The sequence below is a fragment of the Flagellimonas sp. HMM57 genome (assembly GCF_021390175.1).
Classification (GTDB): Bacteria; Bacteroidota; Bacteroidia; order Flavobacteriales; family Flavobacteriaceae; genus Flagellimonas.
The window spans coordinates 2,152,072-2,173,606 of sequence record NZ_CP090004.1 but is presented as its reverse complement, the minus strand read 5'-3'; the positions used below and the strand labels follow the sequence as shown (position 1 = coordinate 2,173,606).

Annotated in this window: 19 protein-coding genes; 9 read left to right on the top strand and 10 right to left on the bottom strand. The window is 37.5% G+C overall.

Features of this window, described 5'->3' with window-relative positions; genetic code table 11:
* Window positions 1-25 precede the first annotated feature (25 nt).
* Window positions 26-667, bottom strand: a complete 642-nt coding sequence (locus LV716_RS09615; protein WP_163417524.1) for a 4'-phosphopantetheinyl transferase superfamily protein — start codon at window positions 665-667, stop codon at window positions 26-28.
* Between the two features lie 73 nt (window positions 668-740).
* Here LV716_RS09615 and ahcY point away from each other — a divergent pair, with 73 nt between their 5' ends.
* Both ahcY and LV716_RS09605 read left to right on the top strand, forming a co-directional pair.
* Window positions 741-2,057, top strand: coding sequence for an adenosylhomocysteinase (ahcY, locus tag LV716_RS09610; RefSeq protein WP_163417523.1), 1,317 nt, complete (start codon window positions 741-743; stop codon window positions 2,055-2,057).
* 114 nt (window positions 2,058-2,171) lie between these two features.
* Window positions 2,172-3,275 (top strand): SDR family oxidoreductase, encoded by a 1,104-nt coding sequence (locus tag LV716_RS09605; protein ID WP_163417522.1) that lies wholly within the window; start codon window positions 2,172-2,174, stop codon window positions 3,273-3,275.
* An 8-nt stretch (window positions 3,276-3,283) separates the two neighbouring features.
* Here the strand turns inward: LV716_RS09605 and LV716_RS09600 are convergent, their stop codons facing one another.
* Together LV716_RS09600 and LV716_RS09595 are read right to left on the bottom strand one after the other, a co-directional pair.
* The gene (locus LV716_RS09600) at window positions 3,284-4,039 is read right to left on the bottom strand and encodes a LytTR family DNA-binding domain-containing protein (protein WP_163417521.1); all 756 of its coding nucleotides are present in this window, start codon (window positions 4,037-4,039) and stop codon (window positions 3,284-3,286) included.
* A 1-nt stretch (window position 4,040) separates the two neighbouring features.
* A complete protein-coding gene (locus LV716_RS09595) occupies window positions 4,041-5,126 on the bottom strand; it encodes a sensor histidine kinase (RefSeq protein ID WP_163417520.1) in 1,086 nt (361 codons plus the stop codon).
* Window positions 5,127-5,361: 235 nt separating this feature from the next.
* On the opposite strand from LV716_RS09595, the gene LV716_RS09590 reads away from it, so the two are divergent.
* From LV716_RS09590 to LV716_RS09575, 4 genes are all read left to right on the top strand, one after another.
* Window positions 5,362-7,749 carry a TonB-dependent receptor gene (locus LV716_RS09590; protein ID WP_163417519.1) on the top strand — a complete coding sequence of 796 codons (2,388 nt, stop codon included), beginning with the start codon at window positions 5,362-5,364 and terminating at the stop codon, window positions 7,747-7,749.
* Between the two features lie 12 nt (window positions 7,750-7,761).
* Entirely contained in the window at window positions 7,762-8,577 is an 816-nt protein-coding gene (locus tag LV716_RS09585; RefSeq protein WP_163417518.1) for an SDR family oxidoreductase, read from the top strand.
* A 108-nt stretch (window positions 8,578-8,685) separates the two neighbouring features.
* Window positions 8,686-9,141 (top strand): DUF1569 domain-containing protein, encoded by a 456-nt coding sequence (locus tag LV716_RS09580; RefSeq protein ID WP_163417517.1) that lies wholly within the window; start codon window positions 8,686-8,688, stop codon window positions 9,139-9,141.
* A 17-nt stretch (window positions 9,142-9,158) separates the two neighbouring features.
* Complete coding sequence (locus LV716_RS09575) at window positions 9,159-9,368, top strand: hypothetical protein (RefSeq protein ID WP_163417516.1); 210 nt, start codon at window positions 9,159-9,161, stop codon at window positions 9,366-9,368.
* 521 nt (window positions 9,369-9,889) lie between these two features.
* Here LV716_RS09575 and LV716_RS09570 read toward each other — a convergent pair.
* On the bottom strand, window positions 9,890-10,378 hold the full coding sequence (locus tag LV716_RS09570) for a MarR family winged helix-turn-helix transcriptional regulator (RefSeq protein WP_163417515.1): 489 nt from the start codon (window positions 10,376-10,378) through the stop codon (window positions 9,890-9,892).
* A gap of 127 nt (window positions 10,379-10,505) precedes the next feature.
* On the opposite strand from LV716_RS09570, the gene LV716_RS09565 reads away from it, so the two are divergent.
* Together LV716_RS09565 and LV716_RS09560 are read left to right on the top strand one after the other, a co-directional pair.
* Window positions 10,506-11,645 carry a serine hydrolase gene (locus LV716_RS09565; protein WP_163417514.1) on the top strand — a complete coding sequence of 380 codons (1,140 nt, stop codon included), beginning with the start codon at window positions 10,506-10,508 and terminating at the stop codon, window positions 11,643-11,645.
* A 36-nt stretch (window positions 11,646-11,681) separates the two neighbouring features.
* On the top strand, window positions 11,682-12,794 hold the full coding sequence (locus LV716_RS09560) for a D-TA family PLP-dependent enzyme (protein WP_163417513.1): 1,113 nt from the start codon (window positions 11,682-11,684) through the stop codon (window positions 12,792-12,794).
* A 2-nt stretch (window positions 12,795-12,796) separates the two neighbouring features.
* On the opposite strand, the gene LV716_RS09555 is transcribed toward LV716_RS09560, so the two are convergent.
* The 6 genes from LV716_RS09555 to LV716_RS09530 all read right to left on the bottom strand — a co-directional run bounded on the left by LV716_RS09555 (window position 12,797) and on the right by LV716_RS09530 (window position 20,037).
* Window positions 12,797-13,810, bottom strand: coding sequence for a phytase (locus tag LV716_RS09555; protein ID WP_163417512.1), 1,014 nt, complete (start codon window positions 13,808-13,810; stop codon window positions 12,797-12,799).
* Window positions 13,811-13,875: 65 nt separating this feature from the next.
* Entirely contained in the window at window positions 13,876-16,722 is a 2,847-nt protein-coding gene (locus LV716_RS09550; protein ID WP_205600112.1) for a TonB-dependent receptor, read from the bottom strand.
* Between the two features lie 170 nt (window positions 16,723-16,892).
* Window positions 16,893-18,452 carry a tetratricopeptide repeat protein gene (locus tag LV716_RS09545; RefSeq protein WP_163417511.1) on the bottom strand — a complete coding sequence of 520 codons (1,560 nt, stop codon included), beginning with the start codon at window positions 18,450-18,452 and terminating at the stop codon, window positions 16,893-16,895.
* Window positions 18,453-18,661: 209 nt separating this feature from the next.
* Window positions 18,662-18,922, bottom strand: a complete 261-nt coding sequence (gene rpmA, locus LV716_RS09540; protein WP_112377668.1) for a 50S ribosomal protein L27 — start codon at window positions 18,920-18,922, stop codon at window positions 18,662-18,664.
* Between the two features lie 25 nt (window positions 18,923-18,947).
* Window positions 18,948-19,487, bottom strand: coding sequence for a 50S ribosomal protein L21 (gene rplU, locus LV716_RS09535; protein WP_163417510.1), 540 nt, complete (start codon window positions 19,485-19,487; stop codon window positions 18,948-18,950).
* Window positions 19,488-19,590: 103 nt separating this feature from the next.
* A complete protein-coding gene (locus LV716_RS09530) occupies window positions 19,591-20,037 on the bottom strand; it encodes a DUF4199 domain-containing protein (protein WP_163417509.1) in 447 nt (148 codons plus the stop codon).
* Window positions 20,038-20,212: 175 nt separating this feature from the next.
* Here LV716_RS09530 and LV716_RS09525 point away from each other — a divergent pair, with 175 nt between their 5' ends.
* Window positions 20,213-21,535: a pitrilysin family protein gene (locus tag LV716_RS09525; protein ID WP_163417508.1), complete on the top strand. Its 1,323-nt coding sequence runs from the start codon at window positions 20,213-20,215 to the stop codon at window positions 21,533-21,535.

Below are 21,535 nucleotides of genomic sequence, written 5' to 3'. Positions count from 1 at the left end.
TAATGCAAAGCTACTAAAGGAAATTCTATCCACCTATCATACGCAAGGCATATACACAGGTAAAACCTTCAAACTCCAAAAAAGCAACATCATAGTCCGATTTTTGTCCTTTATACGAAATTTTCGCAACTGTTCTTTTATCATCGAACGCAAAATCCATGACATCTATATGCTTTAAAAAACTGAGCCCGCCCTGTGCATAGATTTTGTAAAGGGATTCTTTGACGCCCCAAACTATGGTCAACTTTCGTACAACAGCTTCGGTATTGGCCAATGTTCTATATTCCTGTATTGGGGTAAATTTATGTGCGATACGGAGTATTTTGTCACGCTGTTTTTCAATATCGATCCCAACCTCATCCGTTGTACTGATTATTATTCCCGTAAAGTCATGTGAGTGGGTTATAGAAATATGATTTCCGTCGTTTAAATGTGGTTTCCCTGAGTCATCATAAAATAAGTCACTATCCATATAACCTGCTTCTGCCAAAAGGTGTCGTATACTTAGAAAAGCCCTTCGATGCGCTTGGGATTTCATGCCGTCCATTCTTTTTTGACAATGTGGCGTTAGACTAATATTTTTCTGTAGTTCATTTTCAGATTCGGTGACATTCCAAATAAAAACTTGGGTGGTGGACGAGACTGTTATGGTTTTGTAAAGGGGCACGACTAAAAGTTAAGTATTTTGTACCTTTGCTGGCTGTTAAAGCTAAGCTACAAAAGTAAATTTACATAAAGCTATGAATACAAAGACTATTCCCTATGTGCCTTATAAAGTGAAAGATATTTCTTTAGCGGATTGGGGTAGAAAAGAAATTAACCTTGCCGAAGCCGAAATGCCCGGTCTTATGGCATTACGAAAAGAATATAAAGATGAACAACCTTTAAAAGGTACGCGTATTGCAGGATGTTTGCATATGACCATTCAAACTGCAGTATTAATTGAAACTTTGGTAGAACTTGGGGCAGATGTAACTTGGAGTTCCTGTAACATATTTTCTACCCAAGACCATGCGGCGGCGGCCATTGCTGCAGCTGGAATTCCCGTATATGCCTGGAAAGGAATGAACGAGGAAGAATTTGATTGGTGCATTGAGCAAACCTTGTTTTTTGGCGAAGATAGAGAACCGCTGAATATGATTTTGGACGATGGTGGGGATTTAACCAATATGGTTCTGGATCAATACCCAGAATTAGCTTCTGGTATCAAAGGGCTTTCAGAAGAAACCACTACTGGGGTACACCGTTTGTATGAACGAGTTAAAAATGGAACATTGCCCATGCCGGCAATCAATGTGAACGATTCCGTTACCAAATCAAAATTCGATAACAAATACGGGTGCAAAGAAAGTGCTGTGGATGCCATTCGCCGCGCTACAGATACCATGTTAGCGGGAAAACGCGTTGTGGTCGCAGGTTATGGTGACGTAGGAAAAGGAACGGCTGCTTCTTTTAGAGGTGCCGGCGCCATTGTTTCCGTTACCGAAATTGACCCTATATGTGCGTTGCAAGCTTGTATGGACGGGTATGAAGTCAAAAAATTGGAAACTGTAATCGGTAATGCTGACATTGTAATTACCACAACTGGAAATAAGGACATTATCCGTGAGGAGCATTTCCGTGCTTTAAAGGACAAAGCTATTGTCTGTAACATCGGACATTTTGACAATGAAATAGATATGGCTTGGTTGAACGGGACTTTTGGCGATACCAAAGACGAAATCAAACCACAAGTCGATAAATACACAATCAATGGTAAAGATATTATCATTCTGGCCGAAGGTCGATTGGTCAACCTTGGTTGTGCAACGGGACATCCTAGTTTTGTAATGAGTAATTCATTTACAAACCAGACTTTGGCGCAGATTGAATTATGGAACAATAGTGACAATTATGAAAATGATGTCTATATGCTTCCAAAACATCTTGATGAAAAAGTAGCTAAACTACATTTGGAACGTTTGGGCGCCGAATTAACGGAACTTAAGCAAGACCAAGCTGAATATATTGGTGTAACGGTTGAAGGACCTTTTAAACCAGAATATTACAGGTATTAGTAAATTTATCCTCTCTTTTAAAAGGATATCCAGTACAGATAAAACCAATAAACCCTTGCAGGTATGCAAGGGTTTATTTTTATGTGCGATATTTACAACTTTAATAGTTCTCGAATGAATATCATTCTTACCGGATCAACAGGGACACTCGGTTCTCAAGTGCTGTTTTCATTGCTTGAAAATAGACTCAACGTACTGGAAAAAGTATACCTTATCGTACGCAAGAAAAAAATGACTTCTCCAGAAGCAAGGATTTCAAAAATGCTCGATAGCAATGCTGCCCCAAGCTTTATTGGAACACATAAAGAAGAACTTTCCAAAAGAATAATCGTTATTGATGCGGATGAATTGTTGGAACCAAACAAATTCCTTGAGGAAAACAAAAAGTATTACTTTATTCACTCGGCAGGCTACGTTAATCTTTCCGTAAATCCTGATAGTGAAGAAGAAATTTTTAGAGAAAATCTTGCACTTACCCAAGCCATATTCAAAGCGTATTCGACATACCTTAAGAAATTTATATATATAAGCACTGCATTTTCCATTGGCAAATTAGATGGCTTATTGAATGATAATTACGTAAACGTAGAACAGAAGGAGTATCGCAACTTCTATGAAGCATCTAAACATGCAGCAGAAAAATATTTGGTGAAAGAAGGAGCTAAAAAAGAAATTCCTATTCAAATATTACGCCCTAGTGTTTTAGGTGGAAACATTATGGACAAACCAAGTTTCTTTATTTCAAAGTATATGGTATTTTATCTTTTCGCAAAGTTTTTCTATCGTAATACCTCTCTTGATTCGGTACGGATACAAGCAAATATTGATAGTAAGCTAAATATTATCCCTACTGATTACGCAGCCAAGGTAATTGCCAAAGTATTTGATACCGATGTTCAACAACTCAATATTGTCAATTCTGAAGGAACCAATATTTTTAATGGTATTTCAAAAATTTTGGAAACGGTCAACTTTAAAAATTTTAAGCTTACACAAGAACTAATAACGACTGCATCTGAATTTGAAAGTTCATTGGAACAGTTTTACTACGAGACCATAGGCATACATCTGACCCCATATTTGACCTCAAAACCCTATGAATGGGATACTACGCTACTGGAAAGTATTTTGCCATTGCCCCAGTATAATTTAGAAGACTATTTGGTAGCCACAGTCGAATTTGCAAAGACCAATGGTTTCAAGAATCAGCGGTGGTAAAGTGATTTTTACATATCTAACCACCGTTTAAAATTGGTGGTACGTTCCCTTGATACGATCACTTGTTCCTCTTCTTTTGGCAGCAGTTTTAGCAAGAGTCGGCTATTAAAATAACTATGTATTTCCGTTACGGCCTTTACTGAAACCATAAATTTACGGTTGACCCTAAAGAAATGAATAGGATTTAAAATATTTTCCAATTGATCTATCGTATATTCAATTGGGTAAGATTGGGCCAAATGGGTATGCAGGCAAATTAAACCTTCATCGGATTTAAAATAGGCAATATCTTCTACATTGAACAACCTAAACTGGTTTCCCACTTTGACCATAAAACGATGTTTGTACTCCTTATGGAAAAGTTGTTTTAAATGTTCTAAACTATTTGTAGGCGTATGACCATTTCTAGTGATATTGTTTTTGAATTTTTCTAGAGCTACTTTTAAATCCATCTTAACAATGGGCTTTAGCAAATAATCCACTCCATTATATTTAAAGCCCCTAATCGCAAATTCATTATATGCAGTGGTAAAAATTACTGGAGGGTGTTCTTCTAGGCCATCCAAAATATCGAACCCATAACCATCATTGAGTTGAATATCTAAAAAAATCAAATCGGGAGAGTCGTTTTTTTTAAACCATACCGTTCCACTTTCAACCGAATTGATTTTAGCGACTATTTCAATTTCTGGTGCAAGCTGTTCCACCAACTGTGCCAGTCTTTTTGATGCAAACTCCTCATCCTCTACAATAACTGCCTTCATATTACGATATGGCCAAAATATTCGTTTCCTTTATATTCTTATCCAAAAGTGGAACAATTACCTCAAAAACATCATCCTCTTCCCTAACAAGTACTTGCTTATTAGTATAATAGGAATATCGCTTCCTTATATTTTCAAGACCTAGTTTGGTCGTCTCATATTTTAATGTTCTCTTTCGTAAATTGTTCTTAATTGCCAGAGCACTCTTTTCAATAGAACCAATAGAGATATACAATGGCTTTTCTTTCGAATATAAATTGTGCTTTAAAGCATTTTCAATGAGCATTTGTAATGTCAATGTGGGAATCCAATAATTTTCAGCAGAAACCTTAATATCGGTTTTAATGAAAACTGCATTCTTATGTCGAACTTCCATCATAAAAACAAAAGCATCCAGAAAATTCAACTCTTTTCTTAAGCTCACCAGATCATCTTCATTGTTCTCTAAAATATAGCGATAGCTCGATGCAAGTCTGGTCACGAAATCAGAGGCCAAATCCCGATCTTCATACATGAGGGAGGTTAATGTATTCAAGCTATTAAACAGAAAATGTGGACTTATTTGGGTCTTTAATGAAGAATACTTTGAAGCCAGCATTTCCCTTTTAAGATTTTCCATTTGTTCTTCCATTTCTTCTTTTTGCTTCATCGTAAAGTAGAAAAGGTTTATAAAAACAACCGTAGAACCTATAAGCGCCACCCTAAAAAAATCACTTCTGAATTCCAAAAAAGGATCTTCGCAAACAATGCCTATTGCCTCACGAAGTGGAAAGAGTGCCAAAAAATAAACAATTGCACTTAAAGGCAGTAATAATGCCATAGTCTGCGCAAATATTTTTAAGCTATTTTTAAAATTAAGCTTTGCCCTTTTTCGTTCCCTTTTTATCAACCAATCGTTAAATTCCCATGTAACCATAAAGAACATAAAGGTCGTCAGATAATAGAATAGCGTAGTTGGGTCCAAAAAAGAATCAATCTCTTTTCTATCGTGTTCAACGGATACCTTTATAAGTAAGAAAACCACGTTCACGACCATCCATCGGAACAAAAACTTGTACACTCTTCTTTTTTCTAAAACATTTTTCATTTGTATGTTAAAGATACACAAGTCCGTTTTTTAATTGATTTTCTAACCTCCCATACGTTGTATTACATCTTGTATTGTCATTATTGTTGTTGAATTGTATTCATTTCCATTTCACTATCTATATACCATCCACTTTCTTATTTATCATTTTAAAAGTAAATCTAACACTCCAACCAATCATATTTCCTGCAAAAACAATGATCGTTCACCTTTGGCTCAATCAAACAAAAAAACTATGAGAAAAATTGTTTTAGTGTTATTCGCATTCGTTGGATTAGCGGGAATGGCACAAACCGGAGTAATAAAAGGAATTGTAATCGACAAGCAATCCGAGCAGCCCCTGCAAGGCGCAACAGTTGAGCTTTTAAATGTTGAATTGGCAACTGGAACGATTACGGATTTTGATGGTCGCTTTATTCTGAAGGAAGTTCCCTTGGGAAGGCGGGCCGTCCAAATAAGCTATATCGGTTATGAAAGCATAACGATTCCGAATGTAATCGTCACTTCCGGAAAAGATGTAAGCCTCACCATTGCGCTATTGGAGTCTTTTAATCAGTTAGACGAAGTAGTGCTAACATCCGATACCAACAAAGACAGACCCTTGAACAAGTCTGCCACAGTATCTGCTCGCCAATTTGGAATTGAGGAAGTAACCCGTTTTTCTGGTGGGCGAAGCGATGTTGGTCGGTTGGCAGCAAACTTTGCCGGAGTATCTACTCCAGATGATAGCCGAAATGATATCGTTGTAAGGGGCAACTCCCCAATAGGATTGCTTTGGAGGGTAGAGGGAATTCCCATTCCAAACCCCAATCACTTTGCAGCTTTTGGTACTACAGGCGGTCCTGTTTCTGCCATCAACCCAAATATGCTAAAAAATTCCGATTTCATTACCTCAGCATTCCCCGCAGAGTATGGTAATGCACTTGGGGGTGTTTTTGACCTTAGTTTTAGGAGCGGAAATGTGGACAACTATGAATTTACTGCACAAGCAGGAGCATTTACAGGTTTGGAAGCTACTGCCGAGGGACCTATGGGTAACAACAATGGCTCTTTTCTTCTAGCTGCTCGTTATTCTCTGATTGGCCTTATTGGTGGCGGAGCTGGTGGAGCATCTACTGCAGTTCCTAATTATGCAGATATATCCTTCAATCTAAACTTTGGAAAAGGAAAATTGGGAAACTTCTCCCTGTTTGGCATTTTGGCAACGTCCAATATAGACTTTCTAGGGGATGAAATCGATGAGGATGATTTGTTTGCCGCAGAGGACGAAGACCTTTTTGTTGAATCACGTTTTGGAGTATTGGGCATAAAGCATCGCATCAATCTTGGTAATAACACCTATTTACGAACTATTATAGGAGGCTCATTGGCGCAGAGTGAGGTAAATGCTGATCGTTATTTTAATAAGGATACCCCTGATGAACGGGTTATTCCTTTTTTCGATACCGATGACCTAGAATACAGACTTACTTTTTCAACCCTTTTTAATAGTAAGTTAAGCAACAAAGTGACTCTGCGTAGTGGAATCTTAGTGGAGAACTTCGGTCTCGAATCTTTGCTTAGAGATAGAGAGGAGCAACCTGATACTGACGGAGACGGAGACCCAGATTTTGCTACCGTTAGAGATGTTGATGAGACATTTGCAATTGTTCAACCATACCTGCAAGGACGATTCCGGTTAACGGAAAGCATAACACTCAATGCAGGATTGCACAACCTGTACAGTTCTCTTAACGAGCAGTTTGTATTTGAACCCCGAGCAGGAATTAAATATAATTTTTCCAGTTCCCAAACACTAAGCTTTGGTTATGGTTTGCATCATCAACCTGCCCCATTGCCATTACTTTTTATTAATGAGAGTATCAATGGCGAAGCAATACAGACCAACCACAATCTGGATTTTGTCCGTAGTTCCCATTATGTATTGGGTTACGATATAAAATTGGCAGCTAACTGGCGTGGCAAGGTAGAAGTCTATTACCAAGATATTGAAAATGCTTTAGTGGAACCCTTTCCGTCTAGCTATTCCTCGTTAACCGAAGGCGCCGATTTTGTTTTTGACAATGACCGGGTATCCTTGGTCAATGATGGTACTGGTTTTAATAGAGGTATCGAGTTCACCTTGGAAAAGTTCTTCAGCAAAGGGTATTACGGCTTATTAACAGGATCCTTTTTTGAAAGCAAATATGAAGGCAGTGATGGTATTGAGCGAAACAGCCCTTTTAATAATGGCTATGTGGTCAACTTTTTGACCGGTAGGGAATTCAAAATCGGGGCTTCTGGCCGTAACGTACTCTTTGTAGATACTCGTTTAGCGACTTCGGGAGGACAATACTTTACCCCTATTGATTTGGCAGCATCCCAAGAAGCAGGTTTTGAAGTACAGCAAGAGGATTCAGCATTCAGTGAGCGTTTTGATGATTATTTCCGTTGGGATATCAAATTTGGGATTCGTTTGAACAGCAGCACAAAAAAGCGGTCGCACCAGTTCTATGTTGATTTACAGAATGTGACCAATAATGAAAATGCATTTGTAAGACGTTACAATCGCTTGAGCAATCAAATTGATCAGGTCAATCAAATAGGCTTCTTCCCCGATTTTGGGTACAAATTTCAATTTTAAACCTTCAAAAAGATGAAACTTTCCGATAATACAAAACATAAATTATTGAATACGTATGGCCCATGGGGATTAATTACAGGAGCATCCTCAGGCATCGGAAAAGAGTTGGCAAAAACAGTCGCAGAAGCTGGTCTCAATGTGATTCTAAGCGGTAGAAATGAAGAAGCTTTACAAGCATTGAGTAATGACCTCGAAACTACTTTTAAAATCATCACCGAGGTTATTGTAGCAGATATTTCAACCACTTTGGGCATATATAAACTTATTGAAGAACTTGAAGATTTACCAATTGGACTTTTTATAGCTTCTGCAGGTTTTGGAACGTCTGGTGAATTCATAAATTCAAACTTAGACAATGAGATACAAATGCTTCAGGTAAATACTTTAGCATTGATGATGCTTACCCATTACTTTGGAAGAAAATTCGCTGAGCAAAAAAAGGGTGGAATCATACTTATGAGTTCTATAGTAGGTTTTCAAGGAGTGCCAAATGCCGCTAATTATTCAGCTACCAAAGCGTATGTGCAGTCTTTGGGCGAAGGATTGTACCATGAACTCAAACCCTATAACGTAGATGTCTTGGCAGCAGCTCCAGGACCCGTAAACAGTAGTTTTGCCAAAACAGCAAATATGCAGATGGGCAATGCCCTAAAACCAGAAGATGTAGCTGTTCCCATTTTAAAGGCCCTTGGGAAAAAATCCACTGTTTTCCCCGGAACATTGACCAAAATTTTGATTTTGGGTTTACGCACCGTACCCCGTTGGGGGAAAATTCGAATCATGAAAATGGTTATGAGCGGGATGACGAAACATCAAAATAACCTATAAAACCAAAGCGTAGTGAAAATGAAAATAATATTGATAGTGGTATTGCCCTTGTTAGCGACTGGACTTATAATTTTAAGCTCTAAAATATAAAATCAAGATAACGATAAAATGTTTTTGGGAGATGAACTAATCGAACTCGCGAGCTACATCAAGTACCGGGACAGCATTGACCCTAATGTCTCCAAGGTGCCGGTTGCATGGCATGTGGACCATAGCCTAAGAACGATAAATGAAATTTACAAAGCTGTTAAAAAATCGAACCCCGAAGAGTATAGGGGAAGCATTCACCTAGGTCGTTCTTTTTTGTTATTGATAAATAAAATTCCAAGAGGAAGGGCAGAAGCTCCAAAAATAGTGACCCCACCGGATACAATACTCACTGACAGCTTATATATTCATTTAAACGAAGCTAGGTTTAACCTTGATGCCTATGATTCAGTTCCTGAAAAAGCCTTTTTTACGCACCCTTACTTGGGAAGGTTGAAGAAAAAAACTGCCAAACGGTTCATTGAAATCCATACGGAACACCACTTAAAAATTATACGAGATATCATTAAAGGATAATTCAAACAATATCACTAATGAAAAGAACAATCCTATCTACCGTTTTACTTTCACTGGTTTTACTAACCTCATGTACAAGCACAAAAAAGAAAGTGGCCATGAGCCAGCCATACCCTGAACAAATCAATTGGCCAAAAGAATATGACCCAAAGGATGCCGGGTTTTTTGCACACAATGAGATTGATATAAAAGCCCCACCAGAAAAAGTATGGGATATCTTATTGTAAGCCGAAACTTGGCCCGATTGGTATGAAGGGGCATCGAAGGTAAAAGTAAAAACCTCCACAGATGGAATTTTGAAGGAAGATTCGGTATTCGTATGGAAAACCATGGGGCTCGACTTTGAATCTTCGATACAAGAATTTGAACCCCATACAAGATTGAGTTGGATCTCTATAAAGAAAAATATAAAAGGATATCATGCATGGCTTATTATTCCTACTGAAAATGGTTGCAAACTGATTACAGAGGAGTCCTAACATGGTTTTCTAACTTTTTTGGAAAAGACATTTCAACCCAAAAAGCTCGAAAGACTTCATCAAGTTTGGCTAGAAAAAATTAAGGAAAAAGCTGAAGGGGGATTAAGGAAATGAAAAAAACCTTAAATCCAAATATACCTTTTAAATATCCTTATTTTAATTTACTCAATACAAACAGACCAAACGTTTTTTAAAAGTGCATCCCCAACACCACTTAAAATCTGTAAAGAACATTTTAAAAAGAATAACAACAATCAATAATGTTGTTTTCATTTTGAAACGGTAATTTTCTTTAAGAGCTCGGCAAGTTGTTTTCTTTCTGATTTGTTTAGGTTAAGTAAGTTGGATTCCGCTGCTTTAAATCTAACGGCTATAGCTTTATCTATGATTTTTCTTCCTTGATTAGACAAGACTGCCAAACTTACCCGTCCATCTTTAGGATCAGGCAATCTATATAACAACTCCATTTTTTCCAATCTATCAAGCAATGCGGTCATGGCGCCAGAGGTAATCAAAACCGATTTTCTTAGCTGTGTGGGCGAAAGTTGGTAAGGTTCTCCAGCTCTTCGCAAAGTGGCCAATACATCCAAATCAGTATAATAAATACCATACTCTTGTAGTGCCAAGCTAGTTTGTTTTTCAATTTTTTTACCAAGAAAAAGTATTCTTCCCACCACATTCATTGCTGATGCATCAAGATCTGGTCTTTCTCTCTCCCAATCAATAATCAATTCGTCCAATAAATCTGTTTCCTTCATATGTTCTTTTATGATAACCTATTTTTAAGAAAATTTTATCTTGATATCAAGATAAATATCTTAATATTGAGATAAATTTAAAGAAATAGAACTGTAATTCAATAATAAACCCATAGCATATTTGACAATGAAAAAAAACAATCCAAGAAAAAATCAACCTTCAAAGTCCTTTCCTTCAGTTTTATCTAGTACTCATATATTTTTAATCCTTTTACTGGTAGCGGCAACAGTACCAACTGCTTTGCGAGCACAACAAAATTCTAACACAATAAAGGCAAATCAGCTTTTGAAACAAACAATACAGAAAAACAATTTGCCAAGTCTTTCTATTGCAGTTGCAAAACAAGGACAATTAATTTATGCTAGTGCCCAAGGTTTTGCAGATTTGGAACTAAAAGTCCCTGCTACTCCAGAAAGTGTTTATAGAATTGGTTCTATAAGCAAAAGCATATCCGCTGTTTTAACCATGGTTTTGCTAGAAAAAGGTAAATTGAAAATTGATGCCCCAATACAAACATATTGCCGTTCCTTTCCTGATAAAGGCGTTTCAATAAGTTTAAAACAATTACTAACACATCAAGGTGGTATTCGGCACTATAAATTTGATAAGATTGAAGAGGAATATTTCAGTATAACCAGATACTCTTCATCTGAGGAGGCCACTTCCATATTTAAAAATGATACCTTAATAGCCAGATCTGGCACAAAACACTTCTACAGCACCTATGGTTATACCCTTATTGGTTGTGCAATAGAATCTTTAACCAACACCTCATTTGAAGAAGCACTTAAGAAATACATTTTTGATGTAGCCCAAATGAATAATACAGAACTTGATTATTATGATGAGATTATACCAGATAGAGCTAAAACATACAATGTAGAAAAAGATGGAAGTTTTAAAAATACACGACAGGTGGACCTAAGCAATAAATTTCCAGGAGGAGGAATTTTATCTACACCCACTGATTTAGTGAAATTTGGTAATGCCTTGCTTGACCATAGACTGCTAAACAGTTCAACTAGGGAAAAAATGTGGAAAGAACAAAAAACTACAAACGGTGAATCAACTAATTATGCATTAGGTTGGCGTGTTTCCAATGATGAAAAACAAATCTTTCATGGTGGCTCAAGTGCAGGTGGTAAATCTTTTTTATTCATTATTCCAGAAGAGCAATTAGTTGTAGCCTTTACAACAAACTCTTCATCTTTTTCTTCATCACGTCTGGAATTTGCTCAACAAATAGCTACATTGTTTTTAAAATGAGCAAACTAAGTATTTGCTTCTTAAATTAAAGAAAAAATGATAAAGAATTGGTTTGAAATTCAAAATATAGATACAGTGGATTCGCCATCCGTGATTATTTTTAAAAACCATGTGGAACACAACATCAGAGAGATGATTGCTTTGGTCAAGGGTAATGTCAAAAGATTGATGCCTCACGTCAAGACCAACAAAATGCCAAAAGTGATGCAATTACTTTTGGATGCCGGAATCTCCAACTTTAAGTCATCAACTATTTCTGAAGCGGAGATTGCAGCTGAGGCAGAAGCACATTCGGTTTTAATTGCACACCAATTGGTAGGACCCAAAGTAGACCGATTTCTTTCATTGGTTTCGCATTTTTCGAAAACTACGTTCTCGACCTTGATCGATTCTACCGAAACAGCGGAATTACTCAATTTCAAAGCCAGTGAGCAAGACTTAAAAATCAATATTTATATTGACATCAACAATGGTATGAATCGTTCTGGAATCAAGATAGGAGCAGAATTGGACAAACTTATAACTGTTTTGAAGGGTTACAAATCGTTAAATTTTGAAGGTTTTCATGTATACGACGGTCATCTGCGAGATAACGATTTCGATAGCCGCAATGAAAAAATAGAAAACGGATTTATAGCAGTAACAGATTACTTCCAAAGCCTAAAAAATGAGTATCCGAACATTCAAATGATTTGCGGGGGAACACCTTCTTTTACCTCCCATTTATTGAATGAAGACCGAATCACCAGTCCTGGAACCTGCGTTCTTTGGGATTGGGGCTATAGTGAAAAGCTAACAGAACAGAACTTTAACTATGCTGCACTTTTGGTAACCCGTATCATTTCTAAACCTACCGAAGGTATTATAACATTAGACTTGGGTCATAAATCGGTTGCTCCCGAAAATCCTATCGACAAACGGGTAAAGCTCCTCAACTTGGACGGATATGAATTGATATCACAAAGTGAAGAGCACGGAGTTCTAAAAGTACAGAACTGGAAGGACCTCAAAATCGGTGATGTTTTATACGGAATTCCATATCATATTTGTCCTACCATTAATCTGCACGATGAAGTATCGGTAATCGAAAATGGTCAAAAGACAGATACATGGCAGATTACTGCTAGAAAAAGAAAATTGAACTTTTAGACCTACTTTTCCATTAATTTGCCGAGGTCATAAAAGTAAAAGTTCTTTTCATCGTTCATTGCCACGAAAAGACCATTTTTAAACGTATCGTTTAAAGGAACAGTAACGACTTCGCAACCATCAGTTTCATGAGTACCCAGATTTACGGCTTTAACGAATTCATTTTCTTTTCTTGAAAAAATATTGAACTCGCCTTGTTGTTGGTTAGAGACAATAATATAGCCCTCCCCATTAGGATAGACAGCAATGGCAATACCTTCGATATCCTCTAAAAAATGCTCAGCACCAAAACATGATATTTCTTCATTGCCTTTTGATGGTTCTGCGTAATATTTTCGGATACAAATGCCTTCATCAGAATAATATACAAACCCGCTTTCATCATCCACCGCAATGGCCTCGATTTCCTTTTGACCGCTAAACTTACCAAACTTTCTTACTAAATTGGATTGTACTCCTGTACTATCCGCGGTAAACTTATATTGGTATAAATAATTTTCACTTGGACCTGTCTTCCTACCCACAATGGCATAAATGAGACTATCCATTGAAGATTTGTAGAGTCCAATTCCCATAGGAAGTTTTTGGTCATATGCGCTTTCATCTTCAAAAACAGGAAAGCCTCCATCATCCAAAGGTTCCATATCAGGCACGGAAAAAAGTCTGATTTGCTGCTTTTCACGTTCTGTAAAGACTAAAATATCGACCGAAACAGAATCATTTAATTGAAAACCATACTCAACATCCACATTGTTGGGTCGTTGAATATTTCTGATCGTTTTATCCTCTATGATTTTTCCATCCAAATCAAAAGCATAAATAGCACCATTGGTTTCTTTATCGGTTCCAAAAACAATACTTTTTGAGGCATCCTCTGGATTTATCCAAATTGCTGGGTCATCCGTGTCATTAAGTGTGTTTTGGGTAATTATATCTGGTGTTATTGCCGGTAGTTTGCTTTGGTTACATGCTGCCAAAACCAAAATTAATATGAGATATATATATTTGTTTTTCATTGGAATAGGATAAAAGTAGCCTAAAATCCAATTTTAAAATTGGATTTTAGGCCAATTTGAATAGATTATTTTTTCTTGAACAAATCGTATTTTAACCCAAAGGTCAGTCTTCTATCGTAAAATTCTACTTGTTGTGTTCGATTGGTAACCCCTTGGTAATAACGCAGCGGTTGGTTGACAATATTATTGAGGTCCAAATAAACACTTAGATTTCTATTGATGGCATAGATTGCATTGAAATCAAGGAAAAATTGCTTGTCATAAAAACGATCTTCAAAAGGTCTACCTCCAATTTCATCAATATAAGCATCGGAAAAATTGGCAGACAAGCGTAGGTTCATTCGTTTACCCGAATAGGCCAAAGAACCATTGAACATATTGGGTGAAGTGTTGGGGAGGTCGATATCATCCCGCTCATCTCCATCTTCGTTGCGAATACCTTCAGCGTTTGAAGTAATATGGGTATAGTTCAAGAAAATATTGAAGTTTTTTGCAAACCCTGGCAAGAAGTCCAATTGACGTTGAAAAGAAACTTCCAATCCAGTGATCGATGCAGCATCTCCATTTTGAGGTTGAAAGATGTTATAGCCTTCAGTATTTTCTCCCAAGCTATTATCCTGTGCTTCAAAAACAGAAGTATAAATGAAGTTATCGATACTTTTGTAGAACACACCTCCAGACACCAAACCTACAGATGTAAAATAGTGTTCTGCCATTACATCAAAGTTCATGGATGTGGTCGGGTCCAGTTCTGAGTTGCCAAGAAAAATCTCTTCGTCTTCATTGACAATATCCAGAGTAGGAACCAAATCAACATAATTGGGCCTGGCCAACGTATTGGTCCAAGCTAAACGCAAAATGGTTCGGTCGGAGAAATTATATTTAAAGTGCACGCCTGGAAGTATATTGGTATACGAACTTTCATCCGTAACCTCGCCGATCAAGTCTTCTTCATCTAGAATTCGATTTCCCTTTGCAGTAATACTGGTATTTTCAACTCGTAACCCAGCAAGTACGCTCAACTTATCCGATACCTTTTGGTTGGCCATAAGATACCCCGCAAAAACATCTTCCTGAACATCAAAATTAGCTCTTAGAAATTCATCAGGAACCGGGGAACCATCAAAAGCTGCAGTATCAAAAAGATCAAGACTTCCCAAAAGTGCCGGTGAAAAGTAGCTTCCCGCAGCATATTGACTTCCTGCTAAAAAGTCAGGGTCCGTTTGATTTACAGTTTCTACATCGGCTAAGCTATCAAATCCACCTGTCAGGGGTGTAAACTCAAAAAAGTTATTGTCGCGTACTTTATCCTTCAATCGTGCGAGGCCCCCAAACTTAATCATTCCATTACCTTGACCAAAAAAGTCGGCTGGTAGTTCAAAGTTGATGAAGGCATTCATGTCCTCTTCTTCAGTGAATTGGTTTTCCTCGGTGATTTCATCAAAAAGGAATGTAGACAACGCTCCATCAGCTGCGTTTGCCGGTCTGAACGAAGGGTATCTTGGGTTCATTAAATCAGCAGAAATAGCTATGGCGTCTTCTTGTTCGTATTGCGCATACCGCTCGTTGGGTCTGTCTTCAGAAGCCGATGCATAAGAAACCATCCAGTTAACTTTTAATTTTCCAAAGAGATGGTCACCTCCCAAGCTGTAGTTTTGCATTCGTTGGTCTTCGAGACGGGTGTTTTGGATACGACCACCTGGGATACCACCTTTGGTCTGTCGGCTCAAGGCGCCTTCGAATCCTATAACGTTTTCTGTTCCATCCGCAAATACAGGTTCAATATCATTAAACCGTAATCTATATCTGTTTTCACGATCATCCCGCCAGTTATACATGGTCTTAAGAAAAATACTGTTGTTCGCATCAAACTTATAGTCAAAATTGGCAGAGAAACTACGGCGTACTCTTTGAACCAAATAAGTTCGTATGTCCGATTCCGCCACATAGGGATCTATTTCAATATCTTCTTCGGTCAAGGGGCTTTCAGCCTCGTCGGACCATTCTGCCTCAACATTATCAGAACCAAAATCGTTGTCATTAATAGATGCGGCGACCATCCATCCAAACTTATCATTTTTGGTTCTGTCGCCAATTAGGAAAGAGCCGTTCCAGATTCTTTTATTTGTGATGAAATTTACCCCTGAACCTAAAGTTGCGGCAACCCTGAATCCTTGTGGTGATGTCCGTGTCACCAAGTTAACGGAACCACCCAATGCATCGGCCTCCATATCTGGTGTAACCGCCTTGCTCACTTCAATGGTCTGAATCATATCCGAAGGAATCAAATCCATTTGAATATTTCGGTTATCCCCTTCCGCAGAAGGAATTCTACTCCCATTCAAAGTGACCGAGTTCAACTGCGGGGAAAGACCTCTTACGATAATGTTTCGTGCCTCTCCCTGATCTACTTGAATGGTGATCCCCGGAATCCTTTTCACAGCATCACCAATATTGGCATCCGGAAATTTTCCTATTTGATCCGTAGAGACCACATTCGAAATCTTCATATTGGTCTTTTGTCTGTTCAAGGCTTTTGCCTGTCCGCTAAGTCCATAGGCCGTAACCTGAACTTCGTTAAGTTCAAGACTTTTAGGGCGCATGGTCAACGTAACAGATGTTGTTTCATTGGCCGATACCGTTACCTCCTGTTCAATGGACTCGTATCCTAAAAAGCTAATATCTAATATATAGCTCCCCTCTGGGATTCCTACTAGCGTAAATTTACCGTTAAAATCGGTAATGACCCCTTGTGAAAGTTCCGAAATCATCACGTTTGCCCCAGGAACATAGATTCCATTTTCATCAGAGATCGTTCCTTGAACATTTCCTGTTTGAGCTTGACTTTTAGCAAGCGCCAAAACCATAAAGAGCGTTACAAATGATAGTGTTTTAAGGTTAATCAGTTTCATATACTTATCAGTTAAATTCCGACTCAAATCTATGTATATCAACTCATTATAATTTAAACTAAAGGAAAACAAAAAGAAAACAAAACTCTATTTCAACATAAACAAGAAGGCAACAATTACAGTTTGTTTACATTGTACTAACATTTTGTAAAGAACAGATGGAAACTAACTTAAAGTTCGATCATAAAATTTACCAATTCTTCTTTTTGGTCAATGGGTAGTTTTTTACGCAATCGATATCTTGCAACCCTAACACTATCTGGGGTCACCCTTAAAATAGTCGCTATTTCTTTTGATGAAAGATTAAGGCGCAACAACATTCCCAGTCGAAGCTCTGCCGGCGACAAGTTGCTTTGGGACAAAGAAGAAAGCTTTTTAATGAATTCCGGATGTATCTCCTTAAAGAAGTTCATAAACTCATCCCATTCATTTTCTTGTTTTAGATTGATGTCTATCTCCTTTACCAGCTGTTTTATTTTTCCATGGGTGTTCATGTTTTGCCGAGAAACTATGTTTCTGAGTGTGTTTGATAAATCCAATAATATTTTATTCTTTTGGGAAAGGTGAAGACTATATCTGGATAGGGATGCCGCCTTTAATTGAACTTCGCGCTGCAGGTTTTGCTCCTGAATTTCTTTTTTATCCAACTCTGCCTTCAACATTCGCTGTTTATATTCCTGGATCTTAATCTTGGCTTTTCGTTTTCTTCCCAAATAACTATAAAGAATAGTGAGGATTGCAGCAATTGCAAATAGAGCTACCCAAAGCAAGTTCTGTTTGGCCGTACTTACCTTGTTCTGTTCCTTCAATAATTGTATCTGTGCTTCTTTTTTATTGGTCTCATAAATCGTCTGGAACATATGTAGTTGGTCGGTATTCCGATCTTTTAAGATATCATTATTGATTCTATCAGTTTCTTTAAGTTGTGCATGAGCTTGTTCAAAATCCCCCATAAGTGCATAGGTCTTGGATAAATCATTATGTGCGCTTTCCCTTTGATGGCGGTTATTTAGTCGGATTGCCAGATTCAAAGCTTTATATGTTTGAGCAAGGGCAGACTCGTAATTCCCGGTTTTTCTGTATACATCGCCCAAGTTGTTGAGCACATTGATTTCTTTGTCCGAATCGCTATCTCGCAAGTAATCATAGGCTTTAGAAAAATATTGGTACGCCAAGTCAAATTTTTCTAAATCTTCATAGATACTTCCAATATTTTCATTGGTCATGGCAACTCCATCTTTATCGTTCAGTGCTTCAAACAACAACAAGCTCTCCTCTTGATATTGTAGTGCTTTATCATACTGTCCATTTTTTTCATAACAAGCGCCCAATAAACTTTTGGATTCAGCTTGTTCATTTTGAAAGCCCAATTCCGAGGAAACTTTCATAGTATCCGTAAAATACTGTTCTGCCAGTTCAAAATTGTTCAGCGATAGGTATACTTTTCCAATGCTGTTATTCAATAAGATGTAAAGTTTATGGTTAGAATCAGTACCTATAATTTGCAACGCTTGGTTAAATTGACCAATGGCTTCTGAAGAAAGCCTTAACGTATGGTAGTACTCCCCCAGTACTAAATAATCTTGGGCTATTGTTCGAGATGATACTCGGTTAAGTTTTGATTCTTCTAACCGCTGCTGTAAATGAAGAAAAACTGAATCTGATTTTCTCTCTATAGAAAAGTCAACTTCACTTTGTTGGCCATAACCAGCAAGATGAACAAAAAACAAAACTAATATAGTATTGTTAAAGGATTTGAAGTTTCTACCCATTTTAGAACTAGATGTGCTTGAGGGCTAAGTAAAGCTATTTCCTAACTGAGGAATATCACCTTTAGGTTATGAAACCTTTAAAAATGGGTTATGTGCCATAATGTAGAGTGGCACAAAATAAAAAACCTCGCTAAATAGCGAGGTTTGTATCGTATTAAAACTTTTTATTAAGCTTCGAATGGCTCAATGGAAACAAAAGATTTTCCACCGGCTTTTTTCTGAAATTTTACAATACCGTCTACTCGTGCATGCAGTGTATGATCTTTACCTAAATATACGTTTTCACCCGGATTGTGCTTGGTACCACGTTGTCTAACAATGATGTTACCAGCAACGGCAGCTTGTCCACCAAAAATCTTGACTCCTAATCGTTTCGATTCTGATTCTCTACCGTTTTTTGAACTACCTACACCTTTCTTATGTGCCATGGATATTTATTTTTTAGTTCTTATCTTATTTTGTTAAGGCTTCTATCAACTCTGCTTTCTTCATGGAAGAAATTCCAGAGATTCCTTTAGCCTTGGCCATTTCTTTCAATTCAGCTACCGTTTTAGCACTCAAATCCTCAGTCTTCTTGGGAGCTTCCTTTTTTGGGGCTTCCACCTTGGTTTCTTTAGCTTTCTTTGGCTCAGCAGCTGGTTTTTCTGCTTTTGCTTTTGCAGGGGCAGCTTTTTTAGCACCTTTGGCCACAATGTTCTCTACTACAATCTCTGTTAAAGACTGTCTGTGTCCGTTTTTTACACGGTATCCTTTACGTCTTTTCTTTTTAAAGACGATTACTTTATCTCCTTTAAGGTGTTTTACTACCTTGGCCTCAACAGCCGCACCTTCTATGACCGGGGCGCCAATGGTTACGTCACCTGCATCGTCCAAAAGAAGTACCTTGTCAAAAGTGACTTTTTTACCTTCTTCTGTTTGCAAACGGTGAACGTACACTTTCTGGTCTTTTGCAACTTTAAACTGCTGCCCTGCCATCTCTACAATTGCGTACATAATGCGTTAATTAGATTAAATTATTTGCGCTTTATCAAAATTAGCGGGTGCAAATATACTGCTAAATCCTTAATCTACAAGTAATATTCCCTTATTTGACTGATTATTTTTTAGGATTATTGGAGGTTTTGAAAAGTTGCATGAAAGAGAGCGTCAAAACCAAGGCCGTGGCAAATCCCATTATGGCAACAGTAAAGAAAACAATACCTTCGAAATTGGCATAATCTTTTGCCCATACCGCTGAAAGCTCATTGAGAAATTCAGGATTCAGCTCTGTGGAATACAATGCAAAAAAAATGGTAAACAATAGTGTAGCGATAAAGCCTGTAGTTATACCCGCGGTAAAGCCTTTTCCGTACGAGAAATCTTTTCCCAACCTCAACTTTGTATATTTAATGGTTTCATAAATCCCAAAGCCAGTAATAAATCCATTAAAGAGACTATAAAAAACATTGGTATGTTTTCCCAACAAGGATAATATTAAAAAATACGCTATCAAACTTGCGCTCGTAACTATTCCAAAACGAATTGGCAGGGTTAAATTTTTCATTTTAATATTTTTTGGTGGATGTATAATTTACTGATTGTTCATGAATTATACTAAATTTCTTGTTAAAGACTTGTTTGGTATTCCATATATCCTTTAAATTTCAATCTATTTTAGTGTAACATTCAGTATAGATTTCACACTAACACTATTAATACATAAACACAAAGACCATATTATGAAAAGACATTTACTATCAACACTTTTTGTGCTTGTTGTGGGTAATTTTCTTGTAGCGCAAGAAGTCAGCTTTGAAGAGTACAAACTTGACAACGGCTTACATGTTATTCTACATCAAGATAATTCTGCTCCCGTAGTAACCACAGCAGTAATGTACCATGTAGGATCCAAAGATGAAGATCCTCAGAAAACAGGATTTGCCCATTTTTTTGAGCACCTTCTTTTCGAAGGGACCAAGAATATTAAGCGTGGGGAATGGGACAAAATAGTTTCATCAAACGGCGGTAGCGGAAATGCAAACACCTTTCTTGACCGTACCTACTATTATGAAACTTTTCCATCCAATAGCCTAGAAACAGGACTTTGGTTAGAATCCGAAAGACTACTTCATCCCGTTATAGAACAAATTGGGGTGGATACGCAAAAGGAAGTAGTGCAAGAAGAACGAAGACTTAGGGTCGATAACTCTCCCTACGGCGCCTTTTTTGAAGTGCTCCTCAAAAATTTATATACCAAACATCCTTACAGGTGGGGCGTAATCGGTTCCTTGGAACACATAGCAAGTGCAACGTTAGACGATTTTAAAAACTTCAATAAAATCTACTATGTTCCAAACAATGCAGTGCTAGTGGTAGCTGGGGATATTGAAAAGGAAAAGACCAAAAAAATGATTTCCGATTATTTTGGTCCAATTCCCAAGGGAGCGGAAATAAAGAGAAATACTATTGTTGAAGATCCTATAACCACAACTAAACAGGCTAAATATTACGACCCAAATATTCAGATTCCAGCTATTTTGCTCGCATACAGGACTCCAGGGCAAGCCGAAAGGGATGCTTATGTCATTGACATGATATCAACGTATTTAAGTGATGGAGAAAGTTCCAAGCTCTATAAAAAATTGGTTGATGAGAAGAAAATGGCACTTCAGATATTTTCCGTGCCAATCACTGCTGAGGATTATAGTTCTTATGTAGTAGGTGCACTGCCTGTAGGAGAGAATTCAATCCAAGATCTTAAAAACGAAATAGATGAAGAAATTTTGAAAGTACAAATGGAGTTGATTTCAGAAAGAGACTATCAAAAACTTCAGAATAAATTTGAAAATAGGTTCGTAAATGCCAATAGCAGTATTGAAGGCATTGCCAATTCTCTAGCAGAAAACTACATGTTAAGAGACGATACTAATCTCATCAATACAGAAATAGATATTTACCGCTCCATTACAAGAGAGGAAATTATGGAAGTTGCCAAAAAGTACTTAAAGGTAAACCAAAGGGTGGAGTTAGAATATTTGCCAGAACAAAAAGAAGCTAATTAA

What these genes read in the sequence shown, in the direction of transcription:
- rplU (WP_163417510.1), bottom strand. Translation starts at nt 19,487, where the DNA reads ATGTACGCAATTGTAGAGATGGCAGGGCAGCAGTTTAAAGTTGCAAAA.
- LV716_RS09570 (WP_163417515.1), bottom strand. Translation starts at nt 10,378, where the DNA reads ATGAAGGAAACAGATTTATTGGACGAATTGATTATTGATTGGGAGAGA.
- LV716_RS09565 (WP_163417514.1), top strand. Translation starts at nt 10,506, where the DNA reads ATGAAAAAAAACAATCCAAGAAAAAATCAACCTTCAAAGTCCTTTCCT.
- LV716_RS09550 (WP_205600112.1), bottom strand. Translation starts at nt 16,722, where the DNA reads ATGAAACTGATTAACCTTAAAACACTATCATTTGTAACGCTCTTTATG.
- LV716_RS09555 (WP_163417512.1), bottom strand. Translation starts at nt 13,810, where the DNA reads ATGAAAAACAAATATATATATCTCATATTAATTTTGGTTTTGGCAGCA.
- LV716_RS09525 (WP_163417508.1), top strand. Translation starts at nt 20,213, where the DNA reads ATGAAAAGACATTTACTATCAACACTTTTTGTGCTTGTTGTGGGTAAT.
- LV716_RS09595 (WP_163417520.1), bottom strand. Translation starts at nt 5,126, where the DNA reads ATGAAAAATGTTTTAGAAAAAAGAAGAGTGTACAAGTTTTTGTTCCGA.
- LV716_RS09580 (WP_163417517.1), top strand. Translation starts at nt 8,686, where the DNA reads ATGTTTTTGGGAGATGAACTAATCGAACTCGCGAGCTACATCAAGTAC.
- LV716_RS09600 (WP_163417521.1), bottom strand. Translation starts at nt 4,039, where the DNA reads ATGAAGGCAGTTATTGTAGAGGATGAGGAGTTTGCATCAAAAAGACTG.
- LV716_RS09585 (WP_163417518.1), top strand. Translation starts at nt 7,762, where the DNA reads ATGAAACTTTCCGATAATACAAAACATAAATTATTGAATACGTATGGC.
- LV716_RS09590 (WP_163417519.1), top strand. Translation starts at nt 5,362, where the DNA reads ATGAGAAAAATTGTTTTAGTGTTATTCGCATTCGTTGGATTAGCGGGA.
- LV716_RS09530 (WP_163417509.1), bottom strand. Translation starts at nt 20,037, where the DNA reads ATGAAAAATTTAACCCTGCCAATTCGTTTTGGAATAGTTACGAGCGCA.
- LV716_RS09575 (WP_163417516.1), top strand. Translation starts at nt 9,159, where the DNA reads ATGAAAAGAACAATCCTATCTACCGTTTTACTTTCACTGGTTTTACTA.
- LV716_RS09605 (WP_163417522.1), top strand. Translation starts at nt 2,172, where the DNA reads ATGAATATCATTCTTACCGGATCAACAGGGACACTCGGTTCTCAAGTG.
- LV716_RS09560 (WP_163417513.1), top strand. Translation starts at nt 11,682, where the DNA reads ATGATAAAGAATTGGTTTGAAATTCAAAATATAGATACAGTGGATTCG.
- rpmA (WP_112377668.1), bottom strand. Translation starts at nt 18,922, where the DNA reads ATGGCACATAAGAAAGGTGTAGGTAGTTCAAAAAACGGTAGAGAATCA.
- ahcY (WP_163417523.1), top strand. Translation starts at nt 741, where the DNA reads ATGAATACAAAGACTATTCCCTATGTGCCTTATAAAGTGAAAGATATT.